This is a genomic window from Hominimerdicola intestinalis (genome assembly GCF_054655215.1).
Genome location: NZ_BAAHNZ010000004.1, coordinates 113,851 through 133,306, shown reverse-complemented (window position 1 = coordinate 133,306; position 19,456 = coordinate 113,851). Strand labels below are relative to the sequence as shown.

Sequence of the window (19,456 nt, the reverse complement as noted above, 5' to 3'; positions counted from 1 at the left end):
AAAAATAAATTTTAAGTTTACAGTGACGCTGACAAGTTAATTCTGCGTCCGGTCTTTCAGCAGTTCTTCAACGAGCGTATCATTTGCTGCCGCTTCATCAGCAGTTTCATCATCTTCTGACTCTGACAAAAGCATAAGCTGCATACTAAGATATTCTTTTTCAACCTTGCTCAGTTCATAGCCTTTCTGCTGTTTTGCAAGCAGCGCCGGAGCCTTATATATTTCAGGTACGCTTTCGAGTATATTTGCGCCGTTCTCCAGCACTTCCTTTTCATCTTCTGAAAGTGGAAGCCCGCCTCGAACCTTTTTGACCGCCTCAATGTACTTACTCATAAATATTTCCTCCTTGAATTTATTCGGAGCCTTGCTCCGTCCAAAAAACTGAGGCGTTATATGTATATATTATGTATCAAAAATTATACATTGTCAAGCCTCAATTGAATATTCTTCCGCCGTTTCAGCTTTCATTTCAGACACATACAGATTAACATAGCTGTCGATCTCCTGAATTGATTCGTTAAAAGCCCTGCCGGCATTTGAAAAAATTGTTTCAAGATTTTCAAATGCGTTCTTATCTCCGTTTGCCTTCGACCCCGTTTCTGATATAGCCTCTGTATATTGACGATAGCTGTCTGCAAGATGCGCCTTGCGTATATCGTTTGTTTCTATATCAAAATGAGAATTAAGCATTATGTTATATATGTCCGCTTCAACCTCGCGCTGAGCGGAAAGCTTATTTTCGGCTTCTTTTGTTCTGTGCATAAGAAAATGCCCAAGCTCATGGCATAAAGTAGAAAGCCTCTGGGTATCCTCCAGCCTGTTATTTAAACCTATACCCTTTATTTCCGAGGTATAGCAGAAGCCGCGAAGCGTTATTGAATTATCTATTTCAATTTTTATCGGACAGTCAAGCTCATTTTCGATATATGCTTTTAGTCCCTCAAATATTTCAGCGTGCTGCTCTGAGCTGTAGCCCATAGAATAGATCTGCGGATAATACTTTGACGGTATCGCCGTCTGAGAAATATCAAAGACAGTTCCCAGCCTGAACGTAAGCCCTGTTTTTGTTTCAAGCGTCCCTATTTTGGCCGCGCTTTTTTGCTGTGCTGTCGCTTCGGACATTCTGATCCATTCGTTATTGACTTTATCTACACAGATATACGTTATTTCAGCCGGCACCAAAATCTTCATACCCGTCTGACCGGCCTTTACTCCGAAATACGGAATATTGCCTTTATCGTCAAACTCGCCGTTTTCAACTGCTATTTCCTTTCCCAGCTCTTTGAACCGCGCATAGCTTCCGATAAAAGAAGCGGCTGGATTCTGAGCATAAATAAGCATGGTGTTTCTGACACTGTAATTATGGAACCTGGAACGGAACTCGGCAAGCTCAGCAAGCTTTTCCGGACTGTCGGTATAGTTAAGAGCGATATTCTCAATTTCCTTTTGCAGTTTTTCTTTCTGAAGCTGTATATCCTTGGAATGCTGCATTCTTTTTTCATTTGAGACCTTCATGCTATGCCTCCTGTGCAAGATGATCCATTATCGCTATGACTTCATCTGCCGGAAGCTCAGATATATGCTTCAGATCATCACAATCCAGAATCTCTCCTTTGACCGCGTATTCTTCCGGCATTTCATAATAGCTGATCTCGTTATTTTCATCGACTGTCAGAGCCTTTCCGTTGTACCAGCCGATTATTTCATTGTCCTTTAGCATTTTATTCACCTCTAAATATGTTGAAATCTTCAATGGCATTTGAAAAACATTCGTTTTTTATCAATGCTTCAACGATCTGCGGCAGCACTGCGATTTCTGCGTCACAGGTTGCTTTCCGTCTGCAACCCTGACTATAAAGTTGATCAAAGCTTTCTCAATCAAATTTCTGTCATTCTTGTTCACCATATTCACTCCTTTGCCTTAAAATACATATCCAGCGCTTCGGTTAGTATGCTATCATAATCAGCAACAGCAGAAACATTATGCTTTCGAAGTATTTGAGGTATTACAACCTCAGTAAGTTCAAGTGATTTCTCCACTTTTTCAGTCACAGATTTTTTACTCTTTATGTCACCAAAATATTTGGTTAGCACCTTTGGTTTCAGCGTAACGGACATTTGCTTTTCTTTTTTCAATTTTTCATCGCCTGAAATGATTTTTAAAATCTCGTTTCCGTTAGTTATATTCTTTCCGTTTTTGGTTGCATAACGCAGCCTCTGAGCTGCTTTGATCGTTATTGATAAAGTTTTATGACTGTCGTATATAATGTTAAGAGCAAAAAGAGTGTCAGCCGGCACAAACGACAGCTCATATGCGGCGGTGTATGGAATTGTGCCGTTATCAACCTTTTCAAGCAGCTGATCGGACAGCTTTGATATGCGGATCAGGCGTTGGATTTCTGCCGCAGACATACCTGTTTTTTCAGAAATATATTCTCGTGCTTCAGACTTCTGTTCAATTTGAACAGAAGTCAAATTTTCTTCGGTTTTATCGCTGTTTGCGTTACTTTTTTCAGTGAAATTTTTTGCATTTTCAGGAATGGAATAATCGAGCTGTTCAAGGCGTTCCAGCTGTGCTATCTCGTCAAGCAGATCCGTTCTCATGCCCTGAGCTTTTATACAGCTGTACCACTGTGCTATTGCCCTGGCTTTTACTGATAAAGGTATTTCCTCCAGCGACCTCTGGCACATATTTGTTTCGATTGCTATAAGCTTTGCTTCTTCTTCCGATTTCGGAATGACTACAATTGACGGTACTTCTTTTACTCCGGCCAGCTGACAAGCATGTACACGATTGTGTCCGGCAAGTATCTCGTAGTTGTTGCCCTTGAAGTCCAGCGCACGAACTATGATCGGAGTTAATACTCCCAGAGCTTTGATGGATTCAACAAGCCGGTCAAGCCGGTCTCCGCTGTACAGCGGGAAAATATGATCCCTGTAGCTTTTCAGTTTTGCCGGATCTATATATTGGATACTGTTCATAATTATCACCCTATTTCAATTTCTATTTCTTCTTCAATTATTTCTTCGATCTGCTCCTCCGGCTGAATATCAGAAACATTTGCTTCAGCTGATATTTCAGCTTCGTTCCTATTTTCAATTGATTCATTTATTATCTCTTCAACCGAATCAATGGCAATGTCAGAAACTATAACTCCGACCGCTTCCTGAGACAGCTGCTCCTTTGGAATAAATGGTTTAACTTCTTCTTCAAATTTCGTCGCCTGTTCCAGCACCCTTTGATCGCTGTAGGCTTTGTAAGCCGCCTCGGTCATAACTATGGGCTTAGTCAGATGTGCCAGATAATCCTTAAAATCTGATTTAGACAGGGGAGTAATATCATGCATATTGTGCAATTGATCGTTATCATACGACTGTATAACAATATCCGCAGATTTGGTCTTTTCGTCATAATTTGTATATAGCCTTATGACCTCATTCGGCTTTTGTTTGTTAAGTACATACATAACACGGTTGGAGTCGGGACGCTCTATACGCTCCCTTACCAGCGTATCTGATAGGTTTTCAGCCTCCTGTGCCGTTATTATTTTAGCTTTGTTAAGCATTTTGCGGCTTTCCGGTGTAGGTTTACGCCTTTTCACTTCTTTTTTCACAAATTCTATATCAGACTGCTTATTGGACTGCAAATGTGCAGCGGCTTCCGGCTTTTTAACCTCTGATTGATCGTTACCCGCAGATGTAGTCTGATCTGCCTGCTGTTCAGCAGATGTAGTCTGATCTACTTGCTGTTCAGCAGATGTAGTCTGATCTACTTGCTGTTCAGCAGATGTAGACTGATCTGCCTGCTGTTCAGCTTTATATATAAGTTGCTGTATTTCATTAATGGTTTTCTTATGGTCTTCAATCTCATCTGATCTCACCAGCCTTTCTATATATTTCTCCGGATTTTTATATGCGGATTGCAAATAACCTTTTATCTGAGCAATGTTCCGTAGATCAGTATAGCTGTCAGCTGCTATTATTTCCGTTGACAATGATTTTAGGTGCAGCTGCAATTTTTCTCCTTGCAGAGCGAATCTCTCCCAGTTTTCCTGTACATTTTCGCCGAACCTTTTTATAAATAGCGATTCGTAAAGCCATTTATATTCCTGACCGTAATAATCGGGAACGGGGAAATCCGGCATATATGTTTTTGCAAACTCTGCTTTGATCTCATCGGTAAGTAGCATATTTTCAAAATCTTCAACGGAAAGCGCAAAATCGTGTGTTTTCCCGTCAGCCGTCATTTGCATCACTACAGTTTTCACTCTTGACATCTGTGTGTGCTTTAGCTCATTTGTGATGTCACTCAGAGCGTCCTCAATAACCTTATTGTCGATTTTTACCGCTTCGTCATAGCTTCCGCATACCTTCTGTACATTTTCAGTATTTATTTCAAGTTTCAGTTCCCGCAAAGTTTTTTGTACAGACTTTACGAGATTTGGTGCAGCTATCATTAGTCCTTGATTTCTCAATGGGAATTCACTACTGCCAATAATATCTTTAATTTTATTGAAATTTACTATTTCTTCTGCTGAGGCTATCAGTTCCTTTTTGGATCTGCCGGAGAGTTGTTTTTCAAGTTGACGAGTTTCGTCGGCAAGCTTAGTACGAATATCAGGCAGAGGTTTTTCTTTCAATATTCCTCTGTTCCTCAGATAGTCAGGGATAAGGTGTATAAGATTATTAAAATGCGCTTTCGCTTCCTGCAGGGGAAGATTAAGCAATCCCTTCTGATTAAGCTCATAGAGCGGTATTGACATTCTTCCGTCCTGCTCAGGATAGCCCAGATAGTTTTCATCGTAGTCATCAGCTTTTGCCAACGCCGCCTGAGTTAATACCTGTTTTGCAAAATCCTTACCGATAATCAAAGCCCTCAATCCTTTTCCGGCTGCAAGCACAAGCTGATATATTCCGTGCGCTAGCTCGTGTCGTATTGTGACTTCGCCGTAAATTCCGGTTTCAATCGCCATTCTTTTCACTCCTTATTTTTATATCGCATAATAAAAAGACGATTGATAATTCAATCGTCTTTTCTCTACATATGATAATTTGTTCTTCCGTCTATAATCCTTACTATCTTAACGGTTTTTTCCGTATCGTAAACTAAATAGAAAACAATATAGTTGTCTACGATCAGCTTCCGGTACATACTGCCGTCACAGGCTTTGATTTTTGTTTCAACCCCTTTCAGAGGAAAGCTGCTCAAACCTAAAATTGATTTGCTTATTTGCTGAATGATTCTCTCAGCGGATCTTTCTGCGGTCAAAACATTGCAGATATATTCAAACAAGCAATCAATGTCTTCCTGCGCCTCCTCTGAAATTACTACTTTATAATTTGTAATCATATTTGTCACTCATTTTTTTGAAAAATTCATCTGCCGATACTGTATTTCCCTCTTTTAAAGAACGCTCTCCCTCAGCAAGCTTTTCAAGCAGTTCATTATAACTGGCGGCCTGAAGTCTTTTCGGTGCGTCGAGAGTTGGTCTGAACGGAAGTCCGTTTTCAATTATCGTCTGGCGGATAAACATATTTATTGCCGTTGACATATCAAGCCCCAGACTGTCGAATATCATTTTAGCATTATCCTTATCCTGTTTATCAATGCGAACGTTAATCGTTGTTTTTTCCATGTCTAACAGCTCCTTTTATTTTCTTATCTTTATTATATCATTATATCAAGCTGTTGTCAATACATTGTGCGCACATATCAATTATACATAATGCGGCATTAATTCAATCGTCTTTTTATACACATCTAATTTTGTGTCACCGTGACACTTTATACAGCTTTAAATGAGTTCCTGTCATTTTCAATTTTATCAAATACAGCTAAAATTATTTCATTAAACTGCTCATCCGTGAAATCAGCATACTTTGCATTTTTATTTCTGAGAATGTCATATATGCTATTTTCTTTTGTGTGATTTTCTCTTTCCTGATCTGCAAACAAAACGGCTCTGTATACATCTGTAGATCCGTTGGTAAGCATATAACTGATAACGAAGTTTAAGACTTTTGCAGATAGCTTGTCGTTCCTGTTATAATAATCAATAATTGCTTTCTGCTGTTCATCATTTAATTTTAATAATGTTTCAATGAATCTGATATTTATCGCCTTGTTATCAATCAAAGATGCAAAGCCGGGGTGTAAGCGAGCAATATTTGCGTACCGGTACATTGACTTTTTAGATATGTTAAACATATCGCATATATCCTTTATGGTTTTTTCTCTTGAAAACGCCTGTTCTTTTCTCATGTTCAAATATGTATTGAACATTTCAGACAATTCGCTTGGCTTCGGCTCCTTGCGTTGAATATTCGCCTGACATAGAATATCAAATGCAATGTCATCATCTGCAACATCTATAACGACTGCGTCTATTGTTTTGAAATACAATTGCTGACACGCTGTATATCGCTTATGACCGCTGAGGATCTGATACTTGTTATTATCAATCATCCGAACGATAATTGGTGATATAAGGCCTTGTTTTTCAATAGATTGTTTTAAAGCCAGCAATTCGCTTTCGGCAATTGAAAATGGCTGTAATTTACCCTTATAATTGAAAAAAGAGATCTGGGACATTGGTAAACTAACTACAGTTTCCTTATCTATAAGCATTTCTTCAAAATTGCTTGAAAAATTCGCCTTCGGTCTATCAGAAGATAGTTTTAAATCAATAGGCATTTAAAACCCTCCTTTTTTTGTGTCACGGTGACACTCCTTTATTTTTTCAACTATCATCTTATATTCATCGGCAAGCTTATTTTTATACTCGTTAACTTTTTTACGGTCATAATTACACAAAGCAATTCCGGATTGGCAGCTTTCCTGTGCAGATTTAGATTTACTTATACCTCCTAAAAATTTATCTTTAAATACAGAGCTGACAGCTTCAGTAACGTCAAATGACATATTATTATTTTTTTCAACCCATGTTGCAAATACGCCTAGTATTTCAAGCTTAGGATTTGCAAATTCATGAATTTCTTCTATACTGTCCAGCAGCAAGGGAATGCCCCCTACCGCCATTTCCTGAGCAAGCACGGGGATCAGAACATAGTCCGCTGCAGCTAATGCATTAAACAGCAGATTTCCCAAAGCGGGAGGACAGTCGATTATGATATAATCATAGTCTGTATAATTGTTTATGACACGCTTTAGTACCATTTCTCGGCAATGGGTTTTACATAGATCAATTTCCACTCCGGATAGTGTTATAGTTGAAGGTATATAATCAAAATTATTGATTTCATTACGATGTACCGCAGTCTTAAAATCAATTGTTTTTCTTTCAATAATACTTTTCATCAAATCTGTAATAGTAATATCATTGTTATGATACTCATACTTTAAGCATGAGTTTGAAAGACTGCTCTGCGGATCAAAGTCAATTGCTAATACATCATAGCCTTCTTTTCTTAAAATAGCGGCAATGTTAAATGCTGACGTTGTTTTCGCAACGCCGCCTTTCTGGTTCGCAACTGCGATTACTTTTGTGTTCTTCATCATGGTTTCAAGTCCTTTCAAATTTACTTCGTTCTTCGTCTACGCATAGAAAAAGCAGCAGGGAAGAACACAACCTGCTGCTCAAGGAGCGACCTTGTCTATGCTGATGATAATATATCATCAAGTATGCCGGCGATCAGGATCACCAGCACAGTTCATGATATTATCTTTAAGATCATCATCATTTACGTAGCCGGAAGCTTTTGCGTCAACATCAAGTGTTATTGAAATCTTCATATGATCTGCCCCTTTCTGATCTCAAAGCATTTTAATTCGGCATTGCCGCCTGAAGGATTGAATTGAGCGTCATAAAAGGCGTTACCGTAAAAGATCTGGGAGTTTTCATCATCTTGAGTTTTTTCGTTCCAACGGTTTCTTTTTTCCGTCAATTCAAGTCTTCGCTGTCCCTCATTATTTGCACAACTATACAGTATGAAACTATATGATGTATCATCAAATGAAATACTTACTTCAAGCCATTCCGAACCACGATATTTTCTGTAATAAATTATATCATGATTCTGTTTTCTCCATTCTTTTCGTTCCTCTTCAAGCTTCATTAGCTTATCTGACGACGTATCTTTTAAATACTGATACAGTATTTTTATTAGTCTGCTTTTGCCCATGTAGTTTGTCATAAAAGTCAACCCTCTTTCAATTATTATCAACCCATTTTATATAATTTTGAGCATAAAAAAGAGGACGGCAGGGTTGATTGGGGGATAGCCGTCCTCATCAGCGTTGCAATCGCTGTTTTATGCTATTGGAGAGAGATTAGCGGTGTGACCGTTTGGCTCTCATTTTTTCACAAAAAGCTAAATATGTATATATTCTAATCATAAACATAGCTGCTTCTCGTTCCATTTCATTGGTCGATTCTTTGTTTTCTTGAAAATAAAATTTACACAATATATCTGGATTTTAATCATTGCAAAAGATTTTGAAATATTCTATTGGAATTATCCTCAAAATCCTGTGGTAGTGATACCGTACCGGTTCGACCCCGGTCACCGGCACCATATAGTATAAGAACCACGCAATTGCGTGGTTCTTTTTTATACAAATTAGGCGGCTGTTCAAAGTTTTAAAAATCAATTTTTTTCTTTCAGATCTCCGTTAGCTGGGTTTTCAAGTACCTTTCCGTTTTCTGAGAAACGTGAGCCGTGACAGGGGCAGTCCCATGAATGCTCAGCGCTGTTCCATTTAAGAGCGCAGCCAAGATGAGGACATCTTTTCTTTGAAAATTTAAGAAGATTGGCTGTTGCTTCAATGCCATTTAAAAACAGCTGAGGCTTTAATATGCTTCGTGAGGGATCGAATACGTCGGCATATTCATTGTTTTTTTCTGTTACAATATCACTCAGTACCATTGCCGCTGTCATTGCTCCGGTTATGCCCCATTTATTAAAGCCGCTTGCAGTGTACAGATTCGGAGTGTTTTTTGAATAATGACCTATATATGGAATGCTGTCAAGACTCATGCAGTCTTGAGCCGCCCAGTGATATTTCTCCTTAGCTTCGGGATAATGTTCTTTTGCAAAGTTTCGCAGTTCATCCCAGTTGCCGCCTTTTTTGCCGGTTCTGTGAGAGCCGCCGCCTAAAATCAGAAGATCATTATAGTTTCTGAATGAGTACCCTTTTTTGCTCTCGTCAACGTACATTCCGTGAACATTCTGAGCGTTTTCCAATGCGATAACATATGAACGGTGCTGGTAAAGCTTTAGAAAATAGCTGCCGTGCTTGTTGATAAAGGGGAAGTGAGTAGTCACTATCACTTTTTCTGCGCTTATTTTTCCGAGGTCTGTAACTGCGGTATTTTCTATCATTTCTCTTACAAATGTATTTTCGTAAATATTCAGATCCTTTGATATAGCTGAAAGAAATTTAAGCGGGTTAAACTGAGCCTGATCCGCAAATTTAATCGCTCCTACAGCTGAAACGGGTATAGGAAGCTTTCGGCACAGCTCGGCATTATAGCCTATCCTGCTTAAAGCGCTGAGTTCTTTTTCCAGTTTGTACTCGTCGGAAGTATAAACGTAGTTGTCCTTGATTTCATAATCGCAGTCGATATTGCGGCATAGTGCGGCATATTCATCAAAAGCCGCCATATTTGCCGAAAGGTATGCTTTGGCTTTTTCTGGACCGCTGCTTTTAAGAATCTTATTGTATATAAATGCGTGCTGGTAGGTTATTTTTGCCGTTGTATTACAGGTCGTACCGCCGCATATGCGTTCCTTTTCGACAAGAATATAGTTTACTCCCTGCTGCTGAAGACGATATGCGGTTAAAATTCCTGCAATTCCGCCGCCTATTATAAGTATGTCTGTTTTAATATCTCTTTCAAGCCTCGGAAACTGAGGAAAGGCAGATTCTGCGCTCCATACTGATCTCATTTCTGTATCTCCGTTTCGTTTTTTTATATTATGCCATAAAAAAGGAACGTTATGCTTTTTTGAAAATATTACGGAGGGAATTGTACAGAGCCTTTGAGAAAAAACATCGTCCTTGCCGGAAGCAAAGACGATGCAGCTGTATTTAAAGTTTATTTTTCAGGGAGAATTACCGCTGCTACTATATAGGCTATTATTCCTACTCCTCCGCAGCCTAGAAGCACAAAGCCGATCCTTACCAGATTGGGATCAATATTAAAGTATTCACCGATACCGCCGCAGACGCCGCATATCATTCTGTTGTCCCTTAATCTATACAGTCTTTTATTCATAAGATATAACCCCTTTCAATCATTTGAATTTTATATTTACTTCTCCTATTCCGCCGTCAATATCTATAGGTATTTTTATCGGAGCGCTGCCGTTCGGATTGTCGGAATTTCGTTCAATATTTATTTCTCCGATTCCCGTGTCTTTTTTTATGTCATAGTCTGAATAATATCCGTCTATGTCCAGTCTGCATTCGCCGATACCGCAGTCTAAATCAAGTCTGCCCAGGATTTTTCCGCTGTAGCTGAATTCTCCTATACCGCAGTCGATATCTCCTTCGTTAACAGAACAGTTTTCAAAACGGCATTCTCCTACTCCCATATCTATGTCAGCCTTACCGCTTATTATGCAGCCGGTAAATCTGCCATTGCCCACTCCTGCGTCTATATCGACGTTTACGCATTTAAGACCGCTTACGGTATATTCGCCTACTCCTCCGTTAAGCTTTGCTGAAGTATATTCCTTGTCTGGGATCAAGATCTTAAATTCGGGTTCATCGCTGTTACCCCAGCTGAAAGGCCCAATATAAAAGTTGGTGTTCTTATACCATTCATACCATTTGTAGTTTTTGTATTTTATACTGAATTTATCATCTGAGCAGTTGAATAAGTATCTCCCCTCAGGTAGATTCTGAGCTTCAATGATTATTTTATCTCCGTCGTAGGTTTCAAGATCAAAATGTCCGATACCTATATCAATATCCAGATACTGAATTTTGTCGGCAGGGAAGTTTTCGGAAATATCTTCTCTCGGAAAGTATTTATCGGAATCTGTAAAGCTCATAATAATTATTCCCAGCAAAAGCAGTAAAACTCCGGATATAAGAAGTATCAGCGGCAAAGTGAGCTTTCTTTTCTTAGCGTTATCCATTTATACAGACCTCCTGTCAGCAAAAATTCCGTGAGCCTTTGAAACGAGCCAATTCAGGAACGAAGCAAAACCTCTCCATACGCTTTTGAACAGAGGTTTGGCTATAAACAGACCTAAGGAAAGAATTACCAGACCTGTTCCGGCGGTAATAAGACCTATAGGAGGAGCTGTAAAAACAGTTACGATTCCCGCCGCAGTTAAAGCCGCTCCAGAAATACCTAAAGTAAAGCCAAGAGCAATAAACGTAACTGCAACGGAAAAAAGCACTGCACTTACTGCCGCAAGGATCGGAAACCATATCGGAAACAGTAAAATTACCAGCAGTATTTTTCCGGATACCGACATACCTGAACCGACCTGTGAGTTAGTAGCTGTTCGGCTGTCGTTACTGCTGTTTTCTCCGTATTTTCTATAGGCGGCTTCGTCCATTATAAATTCAGGCTTTCCGTCCGGCGCAATATTATTATCGGCATATATCTGACGTGCTATATCGTCAATATTTCCGAGATTTTCAGCAGTTTCTTCTTCATTTTCCTCTCCGGCGTCAAGAAAGATCTCGTTATAATAATCAAGAACATTGTTAAGCTCGTCGTCCGGAAGACGGTTCAGACGGCTTTGCAGCTGTTCAAGGAATTCTTTTCTTTTCATTTTTTCTCCACCTCGTTCAATAAAATACTGTCGATTTTTGCTTTATGCTCATACCAGTCGCTTCGGTATTGAGTTAGAGCTGATTCACCCTTGCTGGTAACACGATAGTAACGCCTGTTTCTGCCCATATATTCCATATCGTAGGTTTCAAGCAGATCGCCCTTTTGAAGCCGTCTTAAAACAGGATATAGAGTGGATTCAGATACATCGACCGCTCCTCGGATAAACTGGGTTATTTCATATCCGTAGGTATCGCCTCTGTCGACAACCGAAAGCACCATTGCGTCCAGTAAGCCGGCGCTTATAGGAAAACTCATATTTCTGCTCCTTTCTGTTTTTGAAACAATATTGTTCTCTTAACTATATTATATATCGTATAATATTATTTGTCAATACAATAATATAAATTTGACGATATATACAAATTTGTTTTGTGTTTTTTGTAATAATAGCTTAGAAATACACAAATTGCAGAAATGCTTATGTTATAAAATACAACTATTGAGCTTATGTTAACATTTCACTAAAATCAACAGCATAAATCGTGCATTATTTTTTGATAGAATTTTTAATTCTCTATTGCTTTACAAAATGAATTGTGATATAATACAAATATACGGTCATTTATATAAATCTTTTTGAATATTATATACTGACCAAGCTTGACGAAAGGATTGATTAATATGGCTTTAGCATTGAAAAAGAAAAAAGAAGAATCCACTAATGAAAAAATTGTCAGATTGTTTCAGGAAGGCAGATCTGTTGAAGAAATCTGCGCTGAAACTGAGTTAAGAAACGATATTGTTGTAGGCGTAATAAGAAGAAAACTGGGTGAAGACAGTATTCCCGAAACTGTAGTGACCGCAAGACCCAAGCCTGCCGAGCCTGAAGCAGTTCAGGAAGATGTACAGGATAGCGTCGAAGATGAGAATTATGAAAATTTAAGCAAGCTTGAAAGATATATGCTTGAGAAAAAGAAAAAGCAGCAGGAGGAATTTGCTGCCGCTTCGGGAGATTCTGAGGAGAGGACTGTAAGTCTGGTAGATGACTATGTAAGTCACAACGGAGGTTCTTCAGTTATTTCATCGTCAGGCAATGAAAGCATTCCGGCTGCTGAAAATATGATGGATGAGATATCTCCGCCTAATGTAAGCGAAGGATCTAAAGCCGATGAGCCTGATTCAGTTTCTTCCGGGCAATCTATAGAAATCGTCGCTGATAATAAGCCAGAAGAATTATCTGAGAAGAATGAAGAGGCTGACGACTCTGCTGATTCGGCGGAGGAAACTGCTGCTGAAAAGGCAAGCAAGGCTCTCAGTAAGATGAAGGCCTTTGCAATGAGCCAGATCGAAGCCAATAATGCCAGAATAGCTGAGCTTGAAGAAAAGGCTGCGAAGCTTGACAGCGAGTATGCTCCTCAGCTTGAGGCTGCCGACGGAGCTCTAACGGTATGTCAAGAGAACTTTGAAAAGGCTGAAGCTAAGGCTGACGAGGCTTATGCTGATATGGAAAAGGCAAGAGAAGAGCATCGTGAAGCGATCGCCAGAGCTGATGAGGAGTACAGAAGAAAACTTGAGGAGATAGACGCTGAGTATAAAAATGCTACCGCAGCGGCTAATCAGAAGCTTAAGGAATATGAGGAAAGCTCAAAGAACCTTCTTGACGCTCTTGACAATGAAAAATCAGCTGCACAGGCTGAACTTGCTGAGAAGCAGAACGCAGTCAACGATATAAAGGCTAAAATTGAAGCAGACAGCGAGGAGATAGCCATGCAGATCAAGAGCCTCAGGGAAGAAAACGACGGCTATCAGGATTTCCTTGTATAGCTATTTAATGTATAGTTTGAGATCCCGTATGTACATAACGTACCGATTTAATTGATAATATATAAAAGCTTGTCTTTAACGGTGATTACTGCACCGAACTATAAAAACAGGCAATGACAAAAAGCGCCTCCTATGGTATAATAAAAACCATAGGAGGCGCAGTTATGTACAGGTAACATATGGGTGATCCATAACTTTTATGAAATCAGCGTAGCTTAAAACAAAACTGACTCCGCTTAAATTGCGTAATCAGTTTGATTTTGAATTTTTATTCAATTACCATAGGTTTTGCTGTCTGCACAAAGTGGAGCAGTGTCTACCAGAAAACAGGCTGAGATTTATTTTTTTCTGTTTATTTTAAGTAATCCGCTTTTAAGTATGGCATAAGAGCATATCAGTATAATTCCAAGCGCTGTCATAACAAATTCAAAGGTAACTGTTTTTGCAAGCACTGTATTGATCAGTCCGGTCACAGATTTCTGAATATAAGGCGTTTTTACAAAAAAATTGCTGAAATAATTACTGAAATGCAGATAAGCTGAAGGAATCAGGATCGCCGCAGAGGAAACGAAAACCGAGATCCCGACCCAGTACAGCATATTCAGCTTATGATGTCTGATAATATAAAACATCAGCGCCCAAAGGGCGATTGCAGCTGCCGCACATATATACATTGCTGCATTTATAAAACCTGCATAAACGTGGACTTCCGAAGCCAAAGAAGTATCGGAGAGCCGCTTTAAGAAAAGTACGTCCAGCTTGCCTGAGATCTGGCTTTCCGCGGTTTCAATTGTTGAATTCAGAAGCTTTTTATATTCCTCGTTTTTTTCTATATTGTTTTCATTTGCGTAGCTTTCAAAGTAATCTGCGATATCCTGTTCAAGCTGTTCAAAGCTGTATTTTATTTCAGGTTTCGGTGAGTCTTTGCTTTTAAGGTAATTAAGAGAATCCTGTATAAGAGAATTGACTGCTGAGGAAAGGTTTGCTTTTGTTACGCTTTTCATATATACTTCCGCCGGAACTCCCGTTGCTGCAGATATACGGGTAAAGTAAGTTTCAAGATCATCATAAATAAGATTGGTAATACTGTTTTTTGAAAGTGCCTCTGAATATAGCGAGGGCTTTAAGATCACCTGAGCTGTAAAATAAGTCAGCTGAAAGCAGATCAGCAGTACAGAGATGACAAGACTAAGTACGAAACAGGGAAGATAGTGATAAAGCTTATGGTTCATTTCCCGTCCTCCTGATTAAATTCTTTGCTTATAAGCTCGCATATAACTCCGAGTCTTGTATCGGACATTCCAAGCATTCCGTTGTTCCAGCAGGTGTAAAGCGTAAGCCTGTCCTCTTCGGAAGGATAGATATATGTCAGGTCGCTGTCCTTAAAATATACCAGCTCCGAAACCTTATAGGTAAAGACACCGTAAGAGGTCTCCAGAGTAATAATATCGCCTGTCTTACAGTTTTTCAGATTATAAAAGTATGTATGATTATGTCCTGAAATAACTACATTGCCTTTTTCACCGATATATACGGAACCGTTAAACTGTCCCGCTCCCTTTTCAAGCAGATCTGGACTGTCGCCCCAGAATACTGGTATATCGTTCAGTCCTGCATTTTCACAATTAAGCGCTGCATAGCAGTCGCCGTAATACGGGTAAACTATATCATGCTGTTTTTCGTCTACAGTTATAGTTGCGCTGAGGTCAGGAGCATCGTCGTCCCTATACGAATTAAGAGTTCTAAGGGAGGAAGACGGAGCAGTATCTCTGAACACTATATTGGCGTAAGGCTTAAAATAATTATATGGTTTTAGAAACAAAAGAACTGCGGCGGAAAGAATTATCAATAACATCAAAAGGGGCGTGAGCACAAATAAAGTTGTTCTCATCGCCCTTTTTGATGAAGTGTGTGAATTTCGGCTTTTACTGTTCACAAATAATTACACTCCAAATAAATTTTGTTTATTAAGCTTTATTCTTTTTAGCAAGAATAACAACGGCTCCGGAAGCTGTAAGAAGTAAAGACCCTGCAGCGATTGCTGCTGCGGCAGAACTCTCAGTTTCATTTTCACCGGTATTGGCAACAGGATCAGTATCTACAACTATTGTAGTATTACCGCTTCCCGAAGAATTGTCGGAAGGAGCGGCAACCTCAATATTATAGTTGCCCTTGCTGATATGATCAACGTTTATTTTTACTCCGACTTTATCTCCGAGATTTACGAAAGCGTTAATTATAGCCTGTTTCTGATCTCCGGTCAGCTTTTTTCCGACAGCGGTTTTTTCTTCCTCAGTAAGCTCTGCCGGAGTTTTTCCGTACATACTCTGAGCAAGCTCTGAAATATATGTATCCGATACGTTAGAAACTGTATCAACCATGAGCTGATACTGGTCAGATGTAAACGAAGCCGTTTTCAGATAATTTTCAAGCTGCTGAACATAAATACCGGGAACTCCTGCTGACTTTGCTGCATTTATTGCGTCCTGAGAAGTTGCGGCAGACGCAGAAAGTACTGCGGTGCAGGCAATAGCTCCGGCAGCGGCGGCAGTTATTATTGATCTTATAAATTTGTTCATTTTGTATTCCTCCATTCAATTTTACCTAATTGCATTATATCATATCTTCCTAAAAAAAGCAAGCACTTTTTGAAAAAATATGAATCTTGTTTTATTTATTTAACTTCAAACATAAATAAGGTCAGAGAACCGATCTTCTCTGACCTTAAATAATAAATGCTTAATGCAAAAAGCTCATGCTTATAAGCGCCATAAGAGCCAGACCGGCGGTAAGGCAGCTTGCTAAGCCGTAAATTTTGTCTTTAGTTTCAGCAGATATTTTTTTCATTTTATCTACCTCCGTATATATTTTTATTCTGTTCTCAATGCGACTACAGGATCTTTCTTAGCTGCGATCCTTGAAGGGATAAGTCCTGCAATAAAGGTAAGAAGCATACTGATAATTATCAGTATTACAGCTCCTGCGGCCGGAACGGCAGCTCTGACGGGAGCGTCTGTAAGATGCGAAATGATCATATTTATTGGTACTGTCAGCAGATAGGAGATCGCTATACCTATTGCTCCGGCAGTAAATCCTACGATAATCGTTTCAGCGTTAAAAACTCTGGAAATATCCTTTTTAGAAGCGCCTATACTTCTCAGTATTCCTATTTCCTTGGTTCTTTCAAGAACTGAAATATAGGTTATTATTCCTATCATTATTGAAGAAACTATCAGCGAAATAGCAACGAATGCAATAAGAACATAGCTTATAGCATCAATTATCGAGGTAACAGACGACATCATAAGTCCTACCATATCGGTATACTGTATTATATTCTCCTCATGTCCGTCAGCTTCCGCCTTGTCGTTATATTCTTTGATTATATTTTCAATTTCTTCCTTTGAAGCAAAATCCTTAGGATAAATATTTATGCTGCTGGGGGTATCAAGGCTGGCTACGCCGAGAAGCGAAAGATTTTCGGTATAGGTAGTTTCCGGCTTTTCGGGAAGCTTCTCGTTCTGCTTCATCATCTCTATCATAGCCGAAAGCTGCTGATCGGAAAGCGAATCTATCTGTGCCTTTTCCTCGTCGGACATTTCGCTGTATTTTATAACCGCCAGCATTTCTTCACGGCTCATCTCAGGCTCGGAGCTCATAGCTTCCATACTTGCCGCCATCTTAGCTAGCTGCTCGTCTGAAAGCGCGTCGACCTGTGCTTTTTCAGCTTCCGAAAGCTTATCGTATCCGATCTTTGCAAGCAGTTCGCTGCGCTCTGCGGTTTTGTCCTCTTTATCATTGGTATCAAATTTAAGCCCTGTAAATACGTCAGTCTCCGGGTCGGCTTTCTGCTCCTTTACTATCTCTGTTTCGTTTATTCTGTCAATAAGCGTTTTCATAAGATCGGAACGGTAACCTATAACGCCTCCTATAGACTGAGCCGAGGCTTCTTCGTTCGGTTTAAGTATGCCCACAACCTTCAGATCTATTCCGTTTTCTATAACGGATCTCATATAGTCCTCATCCTCGGACATATTTACCCATCTGCTGCCTTCTTTTTTGTAATAATCGGTATTGAGTATAAGTCTGTATTTAAGCCCCAGGATATCGTCGTAAGAATATTCTGTGACCGACTCGTCTACAGTCTCCATATTCTGCATAGCGTCCATCATATCAGAAAGCTCGCTTACGTCCTTTAAACCCAATGAATAAAGAGCAAAGTCGTCTATTTCGTTATACTTATTTACTACGACTACGATCTCATTATAGTTTTTCGGCATATGTCCTGCTATAACATCATACTGAGCGTCTAGTATTTCCTGATTATCTATCATTTCGGACCACATATTTGCGGTAGTCGCCATTATAGGTGACATTGAAGCAATTGACGAAGACTGCATTTCGGTTATCTGCGAGCTCATGCCCATTGCCTCGTATACCTGCGAGGGATTTACCTGTATAATATCGTTATTCGGGTTTTCCTTATAAATATTCATTACCGTACTGTAGGAATATTTAATATCGCTAGTATAATTTTCAAGATCTCCCTTTCGGCTGTCAAGGTAAGTTTTGAAGTCCTTCAGATTGTTATGGGTCGATTCAGTCATCATTGCGTTGAGCATTTTACCGGTAGAATTTCTTGAATAGATCTTATCGGCAGGTCTGTTTTCATCAGGCTGAGCAGCTTCTGCCATAACCTTCATCATTGATTCAAGGTTCGTGGAGGTCTCGTCTATAGTCAGCGGATATGTGGAGAGAGTATCCTCCTGAACAGAGGATATATATGTCTGGACACCGTTAGATAGCGACAGTATCAGAGCTATTCCTATTATTCCTATACTTCCGGCAAAGGAAGTAAGAATAGTCCTTGCTTTCTTGGTAAGCAGATTGTTTTTGGAAAGCGAAAGCGCTGTAAGGAAAGACATAGAGGTCTTTCTGGCTTTTTTCTTTTCTCCTTTTGGCTTTTCTTCTTTTTTTATAGGTTCAACTATGCTGGCAGAGTACGGGTCAGAATCATCGGTGACCTTGCCGTCAAGCAGTTTAATTATTCTGGAGGAATACTTTTCGGCAAGCTCCGGGTTATGAGTTACCATTATAATAAGTTTATCCTTGGAAATGTCCTTGAGTATCTCCATTATCTGAACGCTTGTTGCAGAATCCAAAGCGCCGGTAGGTTCATCAGCGAGAAGTATGTCAGGATCGTTTATAAGCGCTCTGGCTATAGCAACTCTCTGCATCTGACCGCCGGACATCTGGTTAGGCTTTTTATGAAGCTGGTCGCCAAGGCCTACCTGAGTAAGAACGTCCACGGCCCTTTTTCGTCTTTCCGATTTAGAAACTCCGGAAAGGGTAAGGGCAAGCTCTACATTTGAAAGAACGGTCTGGTGAGGTATCAGGTTGTAGCTCTGAAATACAAAGCCTATAGAATGGTTTCTGTAGGTATCCCAGTCGCTGTCCCTAAATTCCTTTGTTGATTTTCCGTTTATTACAAGATCTCCGCTTGTATATCGGTCAAGACCGCCGATTATGTTCAGCAGAGTTGTTTTTCCGCAGCCGGACGGACCGAGAACTGAAACAAATTCGCTTTCTCGGAATTCTATATCGATCCCTTTTAGAGCCTGAACCGTTTCGTCTCCGGAAACATAGTTTTTTACTATACCTTTTAAGCTTAGCATCTGCTTATCTCCTTTAATTGTATTACATAATAATTATAATGCCTGAATATAAACTGCGTTTAAACTTTACCATAAAGTTTATGTGAATTTTGTCAGGCGGTATAAGCCTGTAAAATATTTTGTTTTACCCCCAATCTGTCACAAAGTTTTCACAGACGTATTTTATTATAAAATAAAACTGTAACAAAAAACGTACAATTA

General features: G+C 39.5%; 20 protein-coding genes. 1 reads left to right on the top strand and 19 read right to left on the bottom strand.

Annotation, left to right across the window (positions count from 1 at the left end; genetic code table 11):
- Nucleotides 1-36: 36 nt before the first annotated feature.
- From ACYQ0H_RS06090 to ACYQ0H_RS06020, 15 genes are all read right to left on the bottom strand, one after another.
- Nucleotides 37-333, bottom strand: coding sequence for a hypothetical protein (locus ACYQ0H_RS06090; RefSeq protein WP_459811950.1), 297 nt, complete (start codon nucleotides 331-333; stop codon nucleotides 37-39).
- A 93-nt stretch (nucleotides 334-426) separates the two neighbouring features.
- Nucleotides 427-1,515, bottom strand: coding sequence for an ImmA/IrrE family metallo-endopeptidase (locus ACYQ0H_RS06085; RefSeq protein WP_459811949.1), 1,089 nt, complete (start codon nucleotides 1,513-1,515; stop codon nucleotides 427-429).
- Between the two features lies 1 nt (nucleotide 1,516).
- The gene (locus tag ACYQ0H_RS06080) at nucleotides 1,517-1,720 is read right to left on the bottom strand and encodes a hypothetical protein (RefSeq protein ID WP_459811948.1); all 204 of its coding nucleotides are present in this window, start codon (nucleotides 1,718-1,720) and stop codon (nucleotides 1,517-1,519) included.
- A 188-nt stretch (nucleotides 1,721-1,908) separates the two neighbouring features.
- Nucleotides 1,909-2,982 (bottom strand): ParB N-terminal domain-containing protein, encoded by a 1,074-nt coding sequence (locus ACYQ0H_RS06075; RefSeq protein WP_459811947.1) that lies wholly within the window; start codon nucleotides 2,980-2,982, stop codon nucleotides 1,909-1,911.
- Between the two features lie 5 nt (nucleotides 2,983-2,987).
- The gene (locus tag ACYQ0H_RS06070; protein WP_459811946.1) at nucleotides 2,988-4,973 is read right to left on the bottom strand and encodes a hypothetical protein; all 1,986 of its coding nucleotides are present in this window, start codon (nucleotides 4,971-4,973) and stop codon (nucleotides 2,988-2,990) included.
- Between the two features lie 65 nt (nucleotides 4,974-5,038).
- Nucleotides 5,039-5,350: a type II toxin-antitoxin system RelE/ParE family toxin gene (locus tag ACYQ0H_RS06065; protein WP_459811945.1), complete on the bottom strand. Its 312-nt coding sequence runs from the start codon at nucleotides 5,348-5,350 to the stop codon at nucleotides 5,039-5,041.
- Nucleotides 5,334-5,636, bottom strand: a complete 303-nt coding sequence (locus ACYQ0H_RS06060) for a type II toxin-antitoxin system RelB/DinJ family antitoxin (RefSeq protein ID WP_459811944.1) — start codon at nucleotides 5,634-5,636, stop codon at nucleotides 5,334-5,336. The genes ACYQ0H_RS06065 and ACYQ0H_RS06060 overlap by 17 nt, the downstream gene beginning before the upstream one ends.
- A 149-nt stretch (nucleotides 5,637-5,785) precedes the next feature.
- Nucleotides 5,786-6,694 carry a ParB/RepB/Spo0J family partition protein gene (locus ACYQ0H_RS06055; protein ID WP_459811943.1) on the bottom strand — a complete coding sequence of 303 codons (909 nt, stop codon included), beginning with the start codon at nucleotides 6,692-6,694 and terminating at the stop codon, nucleotides 5,786-5,788.
- Nucleotides 6,695-7,537 (bottom strand): ParA family protein, encoded by an 843-nt coding sequence (locus tag ACYQ0H_RS06050; RefSeq protein ID WP_459811942.1) that lies wholly within the window; start codon nucleotides 7,535-7,537, stop codon nucleotides 6,695-6,697.
- A gap of 212 nt (nucleotides 7,538-7,749) precedes the next feature.
- Entirely contained in the window at nucleotides 7,750-8,154 is a 405-nt protein-coding gene (locus ACYQ0H_RS06045) for a hypothetical protein (RefSeq protein WP_459811941.1), read from the bottom strand.
- 453 nt (nucleotides 8,155-8,607) lie between these two features.
- Nucleotides 8,608-9,909 (bottom strand): FAD-dependent oxidoreductase, encoded by a 1,302-nt coding sequence (locus tag ACYQ0H_RS06040; protein WP_459811940.1) that lies wholly within the window; start codon nucleotides 9,907-9,909, stop codon nucleotides 8,608-8,610.
- A 149-nt stretch (nucleotides 9,910-10,058) separates the two neighbouring features.
- On the bottom strand, nucleotides 10,059-10,238 hold the full coding sequence (locus ACYQ0H_RS06035; RefSeq protein WP_459811939.1) for a PspC domain-containing protein: 180 nt from the start codon (nucleotides 10,236-10,238) through the stop codon (nucleotides 10,059-10,061).
- 19 nt (nucleotides 10,239-10,257) lie between these two features.
- The gene (locus tag ACYQ0H_RS06030; RefSeq protein WP_459811938.1) at nucleotides 10,258-11,106 is read right to left on the bottom strand and encodes a hypothetical protein; all 849 of its coding nucleotides are present in this window, start codon (nucleotides 11,104-11,106) and stop codon (nucleotides 10,258-10,260) included.
- On the bottom strand, nucleotides 11,107-11,754 hold the full coding sequence (locus ACYQ0H_RS06025) for a DUF1700 domain-containing protein (protein WP_459811937.1): 648 nt from the start codon (nucleotides 11,752-11,754) through the stop codon (nucleotides 11,107-11,109). It abuts the gene before it with no gap.
- A complete protein-coding gene (locus ACYQ0H_RS06020; protein ID WP_459811936.1) occupies nucleotides 11,751-12,071 on the bottom strand; it encodes a PadR family transcriptional regulator in 321 nt (106 codons plus the stop codon). Before ACYQ0H_RS06020 ends, ACYQ0H_RS06025 begins: the two co-directional genes overlap by 4 nt.
- Nucleotides 12,072-12,437: 366 nt before the next feature.
- Here ACYQ0H_RS06020 and ACYQ0H_RS06015 point away from each other — a divergent pair, with 366 nt between their 5' ends.
- The gene (locus ACYQ0H_RS06015) at nucleotides 12,438-13,580 is read left to right on the top strand and encodes a hypothetical protein (protein ID WP_459811935.1); all 1,143 of its coding nucleotides are present in this window, start codon (nucleotides 12,438-12,440) and stop codon (nucleotides 13,578-13,580) included.
- A gap of 338 nt (nucleotides 13,581-13,918) precedes the next feature.
- Here the strand turns inward: ACYQ0H_RS06015 and ACYQ0H_RS06010 are convergent, their stop codons facing one another.
- The 4 genes from ACYQ0H_RS06010 to ACYQ0H_RS05995 all read right to left on the bottom strand — a co-directional run bounded on the left by ACYQ0H_RS06010 (nucleotide 13,919) and on the right by ACYQ0H_RS05995 (nucleotide 19,255).
- Nucleotides 13,919-14,812: a hypothetical protein gene (locus tag ACYQ0H_RS06010; protein ID WP_459811934.1), complete on the bottom strand. Its 894-nt coding sequence runs from the start codon at nucleotides 14,810-14,812 to the stop codon at nucleotides 13,919-13,921.
- Nucleotides 14,809-15,435: a class D sortase gene (locus tag ACYQ0H_RS06005; RefSeq protein ID WP_459811933.1), complete on the bottom strand. Its 627-nt coding sequence runs from the start codon at nucleotides 15,433-15,435 to the stop codon at nucleotides 14,809-14,811. Before ACYQ0H_RS06005 ends, ACYQ0H_RS06010 begins: the two co-directional genes overlap by 4 nt.
- 112 nt (nucleotides 15,436-15,547) lie before the next feature.
- Nucleotides 15,548-16,159: a hypothetical protein gene (locus ACYQ0H_RS06000; protein ID WP_459811932.1), complete on the bottom strand. Its 612-nt coding sequence runs from the start codon at nucleotides 16,157-16,159 to the stop codon at nucleotides 15,548-15,550.
- A 291-nt stretch (nucleotides 16,160-16,450) separates the two neighbouring features.
- Complete coding sequence (locus ACYQ0H_RS05995) at nucleotides 16,451-19,255, bottom strand: ATP-binding cassette domain-containing protein (protein ID WP_459811931.1); 2,805 nt, start codon at nucleotides 19,253-19,255, stop codon at nucleotides 16,451-16,453.
- Nucleotides 19,256-19,456: the final 201 nt, after the last annotated feature.